Source organism: Streptomyces sp. NPDC001904, assembly GCF_040297005.1.
GTDB lineage: Bacteria > Actinomycetota > Actinomycetes > Streptomycetales > Streptomycetaceae > Streptomyces.
Window position 1 is genome coordinate 290,611 of the sequence record NZ_JBEOYI010000002.1, and the last position, 11,670, is coordinate 302,280.

Annotated in this window: 9 protein-coding genes; 3 read left to right on the forward strand and 6 right to left on the reverse strand. The window is 73.3% G+C overall.

The features are described from left to right. Window positions 1-3: 3 nt before the first annotated feature. From ABT127_RS03815 to ABT127_RS03825, 3 genes are all read right to left on the reverse strand, one after another. Complete coding sequence (locus ABT127_RS03815) at window positions 4-594, reverse strand: TetR/AcrR family transcriptional regulator (protein ID WP_351444298.1); 591 nt, start codon at window positions 592-594, stop codon at window positions 4-6. A 24-nt stretch (window positions 595-618) separates the two neighbouring features. Beyond that, on the reverse strand, window positions 619-1,629 hold the full coding sequence (locus ABT127_RS03820) for an aldo/keto reductase (protein WP_351444299.1): 1,011 nt from the start codon (window positions 1,627-1,629) through the stop codon (window positions 619-621). An 81-nt stretch (window positions 1,630-1,710) separates the two neighbouring features. Then, window positions 1,711-3,147: an MFS transporter gene (locus ABT127_RS03825; protein ID WP_351444300.1), complete on the reverse strand. Its 1,437-nt coding sequence runs from the start codon at window positions 3,145-3,147 to the stop codon at window positions 1,711-1,713. 101 nt (window positions 3,148-3,248) lie between these two features. Here ABT127_RS03825 and ABT127_RS03830 point away from each other — a divergent pair, with 101 nt between their 5' ends. Next, window positions 3,249-4,136, forward strand: a complete 888-nt coding sequence (locus ABT127_RS03830; protein WP_351444301.1) for a helix-turn-helix transcriptional regulator — start codon at window positions 3,249-3,251, stop codon at window positions 4,134-4,136. A 25-nt stretch (window positions 4,137-4,161) separates the two neighbouring features. On the opposite strand, the gene ABT127_RS03835 is transcribed toward ABT127_RS03830, so the two are convergent. Next, entirely contained in the window at window positions 4,162-5,625 is a 1,464-nt protein-coding gene (locus ABT127_RS03835; RefSeq protein WP_351444302.1) for an MFS transporter, read from the reverse strand. A gap of 166 nt (window positions 5,626-5,791) precedes the next feature. Here ABT127_RS03835 and ABT127_RS03840 point away from each other — a divergent pair, with 166 nt between their 5' ends. After that, complete coding sequence (locus tag ABT127_RS03840; RefSeq protein WP_351444303.1) at window positions 5,792-6,703, forward strand: helix-turn-helix transcriptional regulator; 912 nt, start codon at window positions 5,792-5,794, stop codon at window positions 6,701-6,703. Between the two features lie 96 nt (window positions 6,704-6,799). Then, the gene (dusB, locus tag ABT127_RS03845; RefSeq protein ID WP_351444304.1) at window positions 6,800-7,933 is read left to right on the forward strand and encodes a tRNA dihydrouridine synthase DusB; all 1,134 of its coding nucleotides are present in this window, start codon (window positions 6,800-6,802) and stop codon (window positions 7,931-7,933) included. A gap of 131 nt (window positions 7,934-8,064) precedes the next feature. Here dusB and ABT127_RS03850 read toward each other — a convergent pair whose 3' ends face one another. Together ABT127_RS03850 and ABT127_RS03855 are read right to left on the reverse strand one after the other, a co-directional pair. Beyond that, window positions 8,065-10,050: an amylo-alpha-1,6-glucosidase gene (locus ABT127_RS03850; RefSeq protein ID WP_351444305.1), complete on the reverse strand. Its 1,986-nt coding sequence runs from the start codon at window positions 10,048-10,050 to the stop codon at window positions 8,065-8,067. Beyond that, on the reverse strand, window positions 10,047-11,528 hold the full coding sequence (locus ABT127_RS03855) for an MGH1-like glycoside hydrolase domain-containing protein (RefSeq protein ID WP_351444307.1): 1,482 nt from the start codon (window positions 11,526-11,528) through the stop codon (window positions 10,047-10,049). Before ABT127_RS03855 ends, ABT127_RS03850 begins: the two co-directional genes overlap by 4 nt. Window positions 11,529-11,670: the final 142 nt, after the last annotated feature.

Below are 11,670 nucleotides of genomic sequence, written 5' to 3' on the forward strand. Positions count from 1 at the left end.
GGGCTAGCGCTTCTCGATGCCCCGCATCACCAGGTCCACGACCGCGCCGAACGCCTCCTGGGCGTCCGGGCGGGTCCACTCCGGGGCGTACACCGGATCGTGGAAGTGGGCGGTCGCCTCGAAGAGCGCGCGGACCGTCGTCGTGGTGTCGGGGACGTCGAACTCGCCCTGGGCCACGCCCTGTTCGAGGATCGTCGTGAGCTGGCCGAGGAGCTCGGCGATGTGGGCGTCGACCACCTCGCTGTTCTCCGTCGTCAGGACCGTGTACGTGGCGAACAGCTCCGGGTCGTCGCCCGCCTTGTGCCGCTTGGCGTCGAAGAGGGCCGACAGCCAGTGCCGCAGCTTGGCGGCGGGCGGCTCGGCGCCGTCCGTGACCGCCGACAGGACGCCGGTGGTCCGGTCCAGCCAGCGCTTGGTCACCGCGCCGCGCAGCTCCGCCTTCGTACGGAAGTGGCGGTACACCGAGCCGTGGCTGACCCCGAGCACGCGGGCCACGTCGACCACCGTCGCCTTCGCGGCGCCGTGGCGCCGCAGCACGTCCTCGGTCGCGGCGAGGATGCGCTCGGGGGTCAGGGTCTCGGTGGTCGGTGCCATGGCGTCGACGGTACCGGCCCGCGCTCAGCGCTCGCTGTCGAGGTCGGCCATCTGTGCCGCCGCGTAACGGTCTCCGGCGGCGGCGCCCGCGGGCACGGCCTCCTCGATCGCGGCGAGGTCGGCCGCGTCCAGCGTCACGTCGAGCGCGCCGAGCGCCTCGGTCAGCCGGGTCCTGCTGCGGGCGCCGATCAGCGGCACGATGTCGTCGCCCCTGCTGAGCACCCAGGCGATCGCGATCCGGGCCACGCTGACGCCCTTCTGCTCGGCGATCTTGCGGAGCTGCTCGACCAGGTTCAGGTTGTGGTCCAGGTTCTCCCCCTGGAAGCGGGGCGAGAAGGAGCGGAAGTCGCCCGGGGCGAGCTGCCGGTCGCGGGTGTAGTGCCCGGAGATCAGCCCGCGCGAGAGCACGCCGTACGCGGTGATGCCGATGCCCAGCTCACGGGTGGTGGGCAGGATCGTGTCCTCGATGCCGCGCGAGATGAGCGAGTACTCGATCTGGAGGTCCGAGATGGGGGCGGTGGCGGCGGCCCGGCGGATGGTCTCCGCGCCGACCTCGCTCAGCCCGATGTGCCGCACATGGCCCTTCTCGACCAGCTCGGCGATGGCGCCGACGGTCTCCTCGATCGGCACGTCCGGGTCGAGCCGGGCGATCCGGTAGACGTCGATGTGGTCGACGCCGAGCCGCTGGAGCGAGTACGCGACGAAGTTGCGCACCGCCTCGGGGCGTCCGTCGTACCCCGACCAGCCGCCGTCCGGGTCGCGCAGCGCGCCGAACTTCACACTGGTCAGCGCCTTGGCCCGGGCCTCGGCGGGCGCCGAGCGCAGCGCCTCGCCGATCAGCATCTCGTTGTGCCCCATGGCGTAGAAGTCGCCCGTGTCGAGCAGGGTCACGCCCGCGTCGAGCGCGGCGTGCACGGTGGCGATGGACTCGGCCCGGTCGGTCTCGCCGTACAGCGCGGACATGCCCATGCAGCCGAGGCCGACAGCGGCGGTGCGGGGGCCGGTGGTGCCGAGGGTTCGTGTGGGGAGGTTCATGACTCCAGAGTGGCATGACAGATGACAGATTTCAATATCTGTCATCTGTTACTTGTTGCCTGTGACTGTCACCTGTCACCGTCAGGCGATCGTCCGCGGCAGCCGCAGGCTCAGCACCGCCGTCACCACGATCGCGCCCAGCTGGGCCAGCAGCGTCACGATCAGCGCGTTGCGCATGCCCACGTCGGCGGCCAGGGACAGGAACAGTGAGCCGAGGGTGGCCACGCCCAGGGCCAGGGCCGACTGATGGGTCGTCGTCAGGACGCCGCTGCCCACGCCCGCCCGCGCCGCGGGTACCTCGGACAGCACGATGCGGAACAGGACCGGGAGCTGGAGGGCCTGGCCCGCGCCCATCAGGACCGCGCCCGGCATCAGTTCCAGCACGCCGAGGTGCGGCCAGGTGCGCCACGCCGTCAGGGCGACCACCGCGACGCCGGTCGCCTGGAGGACGCCGCCCGCCGTGACCACCCGCGTGCCCCAGCGGACGATGAGCCGCGGACCGGCCAGCGAGGTCAGGAAGAAGACCACCGCGAACGGCGCCAGGGCGAGCCCGGCGACGACCGGATCGAGGCCCTCGCCCTGCTGCAGCGACACCGCGATCGCGAACATGAAGGCGCTCAGGCCGATGTCGAAGGGGATGATCATGACCAGCGCGCGGCGCAGGGAAGTGAGCCGGAAGAGCGACGGCGGGACCAGCGGGGTGCGGCCCGCCCGGTCGGCGGAGCGCTCCACCCGGTAGAAGACGAAGGCCAGGACGGGGAACGCGGCGAACGACAGCCACGTCCACAGCGGCCAGCCCGCCGCCCGCCCCTCGGTCAGCGGCGCGAGCAGCGCGCCCAGCGTCAGCGCGAGCAGGACCGTGCCGGGGACGTCGACCGGCTCGGGCCGCGGCGAGCGGGTGCGCGGGACCGTGCGGGCGGTGAGCGCGAGCGCGGCCGCGGCCACCGGCACGTTCACCAGGAACACCGCGCGCCAGCCGCTGCCGAACAGATCGGCGGAGACCAGGACACCGCCGAGGACCTGGCCCGTCACCATCGACAGGCCCGCCATCGCGCCGTACAGGCTCATGGCGCGGGCCCGGCGCGGCCCGGCCGTCGTGGTGGCCTGGATCGTGGCGAGGACCTGCGGTGCGATCAGCGCGGAGGCCGCGCCCTGCGCCACCCGCGCGATCACCAGGAACGTCGCGTTCGGGGCGAGCCCGCAGGCCAGCGAGGTCAGGGCGAACGTGGTCAGGCCGAGCGAGAACAGCGCGCGCCGCCCCAGCAGATCGCCGAGCCTGCCGCACAGCACGAGCAGCACCGCGAACGCGATGCCGTAACCGGAGATGACGAGTTCCAGGACCGACTCGCTCGCGTGCAGATCACGGTCGATGTCGGGCAGGGCGACGTTGACGATGAAGAAGTCGATGAGCGGCAGGGCCGCACCGAGCAGCACCGTGAACAGGCCGGTCCCGGTGAGCGCTGCGGCTTCCCGGGGCGTGCCCCGCGCCGGTGCGGCGGTGGGAGTCTGGGTGGTCATGGCGTCGAGAGTCCGCCGCCCGCGAGGCTGGTACCAGAGTGTTCTTATCCTGGTAGAACCTCTACCTGGAAACAGGATCCGCGGCGTCGCACGCTGGGAGCGTGACCCTCTTGACGCAGGACGTGCAGCAGACCGAAGCGGCGGGCGGCCGGCCCGGCGAGATCCGGCGCCACGAGCTGGCCGGATTCCTGCGCAGCCGCCGCGAACGCATCACGCCCGAGCAGGTCGGCCTGCCGCGCGGACGCCGGCGCCGCACCCCGGGGCTGCGCCGCGAGGAGGTCGCGCACCTCTCCGCGGTCGGCGTCACCTGGTACACGTGGCTGGAGCAGGCCCGCGACATCCAGGTCTCCGCGCAGGTCCTCGACGCGCTGGCGCGGGCACTGCGGCTCGACGCGGGGGAGCGCGCCCACCTCTTCGGCCTGGCCGGTGCCATCGACCCGGCCCCGACGGCCGACAGCGCCACCGTCACCCCCGAACTGCGCCTGATGCTCGACCAGTTGTCGCCGTTCCCGGCGGCCGTGCAGAACAGCCGCTACGACATCCTCGCCTTCAACCGCACGTACGGAGCGCTCTTCTGCGACCTGGAGGCGGTCCCCGTCGAGGACCGCAACGTGATGCTGCTGGCCTTCACGCACGAGCAGTGGCGGGCGTCGATCGTGTACCTCGACGAGGTGCTGCCGACGATGACCGCCAAGTTCCGCGCGACGATGGCCGGCCGCATCGGCGAACCCGGCTGGAAGCCGCTGCTCCAGCGGCTCACGGAGGCGTCGGCCGAGTTCCGTGCGCTGTGGGAGCGCTACGACGTTCAGCAGACGTCCACCAGCAAGGTCAAGCACTTCCGCAACGCCCGCGTCGGCCTGGTCTCCTTCGTCCACACCGACCTGTGGCTGGGCGGCGACTCGGCCGCGCGCCTGGTCACGTACACCCCGGCCGACGACACCACCCGCGAACGCCTGCGCGAGCTGGAGAAGCTGACGGCCGAGCGCTAGCGCCGCCGCCCCGGCTGTCCCCCGGCTATCGGGCCGACGCCTTCGTCAGCGCCGCGTCCTCCGGCTCCTCCAGCCGCTCCGCCGTCCGGCGTGCGGTGCCGCGCGCCCACGCCCCGCTGGTCACCGCGCCGAGCACAAGCACCGCGAACCCGCACCCGGCGATGATCCACCAGCAGGCCCGGCCGGCGGTGACGAACGACGCGGCGTAGGAGGATCCGGCGACGCCCGAGGCGAGCACCGCGCCGATCACGGCGACGCCGAGGGTCTGGCCGATCTGCCGGCTGGTGGAGGCGACGGCCGCGGCCACCCCGGCCTGGGCGCGCGGCATCCCGGAGACGGCGGTGTTGGTGATCGGCGCGTTCACGAAGCCGAAGCCGATGCCGAACAGCACGTACCCGATGGTGAGGGTGGTGTTCGACGTCTCGGCGTCGAAGGCGGCGAACAGCACGCCGCTCGCCGTCATCATGACGCCCGCGACGAGCAGCGGGAGCCGCGGGCCGCGGCTGCCGACCAGCCGGCCCGACAGCGGCGCGCAGACGAACGTCATCGCCGCCATCGGCAGCATCCACAGGCCCGCGTGCAGCGCGTCCAGGCCGCGCACGTCCTGGAGGTACAGCGTCGACAGGAACAGGAAGCCGCCCAGCGCCGCGAAGCCGCAGATCGCGATGACGGTGGCACCGCTGAACGGCGCCGAACGGAAGAACCGCAGATCGATCAGCGGCTCCGCCCGGCGCGGCTCGTACAGCAGGAGGCCGACCAGCGCGGCCAGCGCGAGGGCGGCGCAGCCCACGATCCGCGCCGAGGTCCAGCCCGCCGAGGGCGCCTCGATGATCGCGTACGTGAGCGAGCCGAGCAGCGCGATGATCAGGACCTGCCCGACCGGGTCGGGCCTGCGGGCCCGCGGGGCGCGGGACTCCGGCACGTAGCGCAGGGTGAGCAGCAGGGCGGCGAGGCCGACCGGGAGGTTGACCCAGAAGATCGAGCGCCAGCCGACCGAGTCCACGAGCAGCCCGCCGACCAGCGGCCCGGCGGCCATCGAGATGCCGACGACCCCGCCCCACACCCCGATGGCACGGGCCCGCTCGCGCGGGTCGGTGAAGGTGTTGGTGATGATCGACATCGCGACCGGGTTGAGCATCGAGCCGCCGACCGCCTGCACCATGCGGAAGGCGACGAGCGACTCCAGGGTGGGAGCCAGCGAGCAGGCCACCGACGCGGCCGTGAAGATCACGAGCCCGGTCATGAAGACCTTGCGGCGCCCGATCCGGTCGGCCGTCGACCCGGCCAGCATCAGCAGCGAGGCGAGGACGAGCGTGTAGGCGTCGATCGTCCACTGCATGCCCGAGAGCGTGGCGTCGAAGTCCTTCGCCATGGCGGGCAGGGCGACGTTCAGGACGGTGTTGTCGAGGCTGACGATCAGCAGACTCATGCAGCAGATCGCCAGGATCAGCATGCGCCGCCGCGCGGTCAGGGTGGGTGCATCGGGCATGTAATTGACGGTAACCGGAGCCGGGTCCGGACGTGCACGCGAGGTGGAGGTCATGACTACGACGATGACCGCCCGCTCAGCCTGGTGCCAGAGCCTGCTCATCCTGTTACAGGCAGTACCCGGCACCAGGCTGGCGAGCGGCCGGAGGCGGGCGCACCCTGGAAGCATGACGACCGCAGCCCCCGTCACCGGCCCCGCCGCAGCACCCGTCACCGGTCCCGCGTCCGGCCTCCGCCGGTCCGCCGACGACGCCCGTCGCGCCGAGCTGGGCGCGTTCCTGCGCAGCCGGCGCGAACGCATCACCCCGGACCGCGTCGGCCTGCCCGGCACCGCCCGCCGCCGCACCCCGGGGCTGCGCCGCGAGGAGGTGGCGCACCTCGCCGCGGTCGGGGTCACCTGGTACACGTGGCTGGAGCAGGGCCGCGCCATCAACGTCTCGGCCGGTGTCCTGGACGCCATCGCCCGCGCCCTGCTGATGGACCCCGCCGAGCGCGCGCACGCCTTCGCGCTGGCCGGGACCACCGACCCGCGCGCCGAGACCGACTCCCCGGCCGTCACCCCCACGCTCCTGCGCATGCTGCGACGGCTGGAGCCCTACCCGGCCGAGCTGAAGAACGCCCGCTACGAGGTCCTCGCCCACAACCGCGCCCACGCCGACGTCTTCGGCGACCCGGAGGAGTTCGCGCCGGAGCACCGGGGTGCCCTGTGGCGGATGTTCATGTGCGACCGGTGGCGCACCCAGTTCCTGGACCGCGAGGCGATGCTCGGCGACCTGGTCGCCAAATACCGCAAGGCGATGGCCGGGCACGTCAGCGAGCCCGCCTGGCGGGCACCGGTGGACGAGCTGCTCGCGGTGTCGCCGGAGTTCCGCGACCTGTGGGAGCGGCGCGACGTCGCGCCGGTGGTCTCGCACGTCAAGCGGTATCTGCACCCGGACCCGGAGATCGGCCTGCTGCGCCTCGAACACCGGCACATGTGGCTCGCGCCGGACGGCGACGCGCACCGGGTGGTCGCCTACGTCCCCGCGGACGACGAGACCGAGGAACGGCTGGAGAGGCTGGCCGCCCGGACGGGGTGAGCGGCCGGTGGGCCGGGTGAGGGACAATGGATGCTTGCCGTGCCGCCCGGCGGCCCGGCCGACGCCCCAGCCGTACGTCCCCGGAGACCCGCCCCGATGTCCCAGCAGCCGCTCCAAGTAGGCCCGCACACCGTGCAGCCGCCCGTGGTCCTCGCACCCATGGCGGGCATCACGAACGCGCCGTTCCGCACCCTGTGCCGGGAGTTCTCGGGCGGCAAGGGGCTCTTCGTCAGCGAGATGATCACCACCCGCGCCCTGGTCGAGCGCAACGAGAAGACCATGCAGCTGATCCACTTCGACGAGACCGAGAAGCCTCGCTCGATCCAGCTGTACGGCGTCGACCCGGCCACCGTCGGCAAGGCCGTCCGCATGATCGCGGAGGAGGGTCTCGCCGACCACATCGACCTGAACTTCGGCTGCCCGGTGCCCAAGGTGACGCGCAAGGGCGGCGGCTCCGCGCTGCCGTACAAGCGGCCGCTGCTGCGCGCGATCCTGAAGGAGGCCGTGTCGGGGGCGGGCGACCTCCCGGTCACGATGAAGATGCGCAAGGGCATCGACGACGACCACATCACGTTCCTGGACGCCGGGCGGATCGCGGTCGAGGAGGGCGTCACGGCGATCGCCCTGCACGGGCGCACCGCGGCGCAGCACTACGGCGGCACCGCCGACTGGGACGCCATCGCGCGCCTCAAGGAGCACGTGCCCGAGATCCCGGTGCTCGGCAACGGGGACATCTGGTCCGCCGACGACGCGCTCCGCATGGTCCGGGAGACCGGGTGCGACGGCGTGGTCGTGGGCCGTGGCTGCCTCGGGCGGCCGTGGCTCTTCGCCGACCTCGTCGCCGCGTTCGAGGGGCGGGACGAGCGGGTGCGTCCCACGCTGCGGGTCGTCGCCGACGCGATGGTGCGGCACGCCACGCTGCTGGGGCAGTGGATCGGGGACGAGGCGCGCGGGGTCATCGACTTCCGCAAGCACGTGGCCTGGTACCTGAAGGGTTTCTCGGTCGGCTCCGAGATGCGCAAGCGGCTGGCGATCACTTCGTCGCTGGACGAACTCCGTGCCGGGCTCGACGAGTTGGACCTCGACCAGGACTGGCCGGCCGGCGCCGACGGGCCGCGGGGCCGTACGTCCGGCAACAACCGTGTCGTCCTCCCGGACGGCTGGCTGAAGGACCCGTACGACTGCGCGGGCCTCTCCGAGGACGCCGAGCTGGACACGTCGGGGGGCTGATCCCTCGGCGGTTCCCGGCTGCGGCTTTCGTCGTGGCCGGGCGCGGGGAACTGCGCGAGAAGCCCCACCGGGCCGCGCGCGACGAGCTACCTGGCGACCAGCCACGATGCGGGCCGCGCCGGAACGGCGGCCTACCCCCCGACGGCGCTCAGCAGTGCCAACGGTGCCGCCGCCGACCGGGACTCGCGTGCGCAGGCGTACGGGAAGGGGACCGGTGCCGGATACGCCTCGCGGGCGTAACCGGCGACCACCTCCGGCAACCGCCCACCACAGGCGACGGCCGCCGCGACCACCCCGCTCGCCACCACCCGCGCCTCGTCGTGCAGCCCGTACCGCGCGAGCCCCAACGCGATCAGCGCGTTGTCGTGCGGCCACACCGAACCCCGGTGGTACGACAGCGGGTGATAGGCGGGCTGGCCGGCGGCCACGGTGCGCACGCCCCAGCCCGAGAAGAAGTCCGGTTCCAGCAGGCGCCGCCCCACCGCCTCCCCGTACTCCTTGTCGAGCAGCCCGGACCACAGCAGATGCCCGGCGTCGGACGCCAGCGCGTCGACCTGCTGCCCGTCACCGTCGAGCGCGAGTGCGGGGAAGCCTTTCTCCGCCATCCAGAAGTCCCGCACGAAACGATCCCGCAGATCGGCCGCCGCCTGTTCGAGCAGCTCCGCGTAGACCTCGTCGTCCCACACGGTCCTGGCCAGCACGGCAGTGCGCCGCAGCGCGTCGTACGCGTAGCCCTGGGCGCCCGCCGCCATCACCGGACCGGTCGCCCGGCTGCCGTCGGCGGAACAGATCGCGCCGGGGGAGTCCTTCCAGTTCTGGTTCGCCAGACCGCCCTGGTCGGCGCGGTACACCAGGTAGCCGCGCGACGTCAGCCCGCCGTGGTCCAGCATCCAGCCCACCGCCGCCCGGGCGTGCGACTCCAGCCGCCGGGCGAGCCCGGCGTCCCCGGTGCGCTCCGTGTACGCCCCGAGCAGCACCAGGAACAGCGGCGTCGCGTCGACCGAGCCGTAGTAGCGCCCGTACGGCACCTGCCCGAAGTGCGCCAGCTCCCCGTGCCGCACCTCGTGCACGATCTTCCCGGGCTGGGCGACGACCCCCTCGATCTGCTCGGTGGCCTGGGCCGCGGCGAGCACCGGAAGCGTCGCCGCCGCCAGCTCGGGACGGTAGGGAAGGGCGAACAGGGACGTCAGCAGGGCGTCACGGCCCAGCAGGGTCAGGAACCACGGCACCCCGGCCGCCGGCACCAGATGCCGCTCCCCGTCGGGACCGGCCGCGGGCACCCGCAGCACCGCCAGGTCGGCGAGCCCCCGGGAACAGGCCGCGGCCAGCTCCGGCCAGGAGTCGGGCAGCTCCACGCCCGCGCCGAACTCCGCGATGGAAGAGGCGAGTTCGGAGGCGGCCACGGCCGGGCTCGCGGGCACCGGCACCGGCCGGGCGCCCGAGGGCAGCGCCGCCACCCGCAGCGTGAGAACGGCGCTGCCCTGGGCCGGCAGCTCCAGGGCCCACACCAGACGGCGCGCCCCCGTGCCCGTCTCCGCGACGGCCTCCGGCGCCGGATCACTGGTCACGGTCGTCGACGAACGCCAGTCGCCCCGCGTGTAGGTGAACTCCACGCCGTCGTCGAGGGCTTCACGGGTGCGGACCGCGCCCGTCTTCGCATAGGTGCGGTGGTCGGAGCGCAGCTCGAACTGGTCGGCGAAGTCGGCGTCGACGGTCAGCGCCACCTGGACCGTCGTCGCCACCGGCCGGTTCGACACGATGCGCAGCAGATCCACCAACGAGCCCTCGCCCAGGGCCTGTTCGCGGAAGAGCGTGTACGCGGGCGGCTCCTGGCGGCCGCCGCGCGGCACCAGCACGCAGCGGGCTGGTCCCCCGTGGCTCCCGTCCTCGTACGACAAGGGAGTGAGCACTTCGGGCGCGGACCCGTCGACGGTGAGCTGCCAGCGGGACAGGTGCCGGGCGTCCCGGACGAACAGGCCGTCCGAGGAGACGGCTCCGCGCACCGCGCTCAGCCCGCCCCCCGCGTCGAGCGCCGCGAACGTGCCTCCGCAGACCAGGAGTTGGGCAGTGCGGCCCTGCCCCTGGCCGTATCCGTTGCCACCGAATGTCTCCGTCATCGAGAGGTTCCTTCCCTCCGGCCCTGTTCCCGCGATCCCGCTCGCCCGGCGGTGTCCGGCACCCGCGTCCACGGCGGCAGCGGCCGCCGGTGCTCCGTGCCCGCCTCGCCGTCGGCGTCCCGCGCCGGCTGCCCGTCCAGCAGATCCAGTGTGAGTGCGGCGGTCCAGCCGAAGCCGCGGGCGCCGCAGCCCGCCCCCGTGTACGGATCGACGTACTCGGCGAAGTCCGACGCGTCCGCCGCGTCCAGCAGCGCCGCCCGCAGCCGTGCCGCCCGCGCGTGCTCGCCGTGCAGCCGAAGTCCGCGCTCCAGCAGCCAGTTGGTGTTGAACCAGGCCGGGCCGCGCCAGTACCGGTGCGGGTCGAAGGCGGGGCCCTGCAGGTCGTAGCTCGGCGCGAGCCGCACCCCGTGGCCGAGGCCGAAGTGCGGGCCGCCCGCGGTGTCGAGGAGCGCGCGGACCACGGTGCGCGGCAGCGCGGGCAGGATCAGCGGGATCAGACCCGAGACGCCGTACTCGCGGATCAGCCCGCCGCCGCGCACGTCCCGGCAGAAGAACATGCCCGCGGCCGGGTCCCACAGCCGGTCGACGAGCGCCGCCGTCAGCCGCTCGGCGCGCGCGTGCCGGGCCGTCCCCGCCGCGCCCAGCTCGCAGGCGATCCGGGCGAGCGCGTGCTCGGACGCGGCGAGCAGCGCGTTGAAGGAGGGGTCCTCCACGGCGAACTCGCCGGCTCCGTCGGTGTACCGGCCGTCGCGGTAGTCCGTCGCGAGGCGGACGTACCGGCCGTAGTCGAGGTCCGTCGGGCGGTCGTCGGCCGCTCCGTGCGTCAGGTCGGCGCGGTGGAAGGCGCCGGGCTCGGCCGGGGTGATCCGGCTCAACGGGGCGTCCCAGCAGGGGCTGTTGTCCATCCCCTGCTCCCAGGGGTGCACCACCGAGACGAGCCCGCCGCCGCCCAGGTCGCGGCGGTGCAGCAGATAGCGGTGCCAGGCGGCGAGTGCGGGGTACACGCGGTGCAGGAAGCCACGGGAGCGGGAGAGGGCGGGGTCGGCGCGGTGCACCAGCCAGGCGGCCAGCGCGTGCACGGGAGGCTGCACGATCCCCGAGGTCTGCACGGCGGCCGGGGCTCCGGCGGCGCGGCCCGCGGTGGAGGAGCGCCAGAAGTCGGGGCTGGGGAAGTAGGCGTCCAGGGGGACGGCGGGGTTGAACACGATGTGCGGGATGCGGCCGTCGCCCCACTGGGCGCTCAGCAGCGTCTCCAGCTCCGACTGGGCGCGCAAGGGGGAGACGTGGCGCAGCCCGATCGCGATGAACGCCGAGTCCCACGACCACTGGTGCGGGTACAGCGTGCGCGAGGGGACGGTCGACGCCCCCGTCCAGTTGGCGTCGAGGACATCGACGGCGCGCTCCCGCAGCGGATCGGGCGGCTGCCCGCGCCGCCCGGTGCCCGCCGCGGTCGCCTGCCGCTCGGTCGTGTGCTCCACATGGTCTCCCGTGGACTGCGGGGCTGCCGGGCCGAGCCCCTGACAGGGTGTCGGTTACGCAGCAGGCAGCATAGAGTTACGTCTACTTAACACGCAAAACCTAGAATGTAACGCGCAGTTGATGAACGCAAGGGGGTGGACC

Coding starts and splice junctions, on each gene's coding strand:
- ABT127_RS03815 (WP_351444298.1), bottom strand. CDS start 594: ATGGCACCGACCACCGAGACCCTGACCCCCGAGCGCATCCTCGCCGCG.
- ABT127_RS03825 (WP_351444300.1), bottom strand. CDS start 3,147: ATGACCACCCAGACTCCCACCGCCGCACCGGCGCGGGGCACGCCCCGG.
- dusB (WP_351444304.1), top strand. CDS start 6,800: ATGTCCCAGCAGCCGCTCCAAGTAGGCCCGCACACCGTGCAGCCGCCC.
- ABT127_RS03850 (WP_351444305.1), bottom strand. CDS start 10,050: ATGACGGAGACATTCGGTGGCAACGGATACGGCCAGGGGCAGGGCCGC.
- ABT127_RS03835 (WP_351444302.1), bottom strand. CDS start 5,625: ATGCCCGATGCACCCACCCTGACCGCGCGGCGGCGCATGCTGATCCTG.
- ABT127_RS03820 (WP_351444299.1), bottom strand. CDS start 1,629: ATGAACCTCCCCACACGAACCCTCGGCACCACCGGCCCCCGCACCGCC.
- ABT127_RS03840 (WP_351444303.1), top strand. CDS start 5,792: ATGACGACCGCAGCCCCCGTCACCGGCCCCGCCGCAGCACCCGTCACC.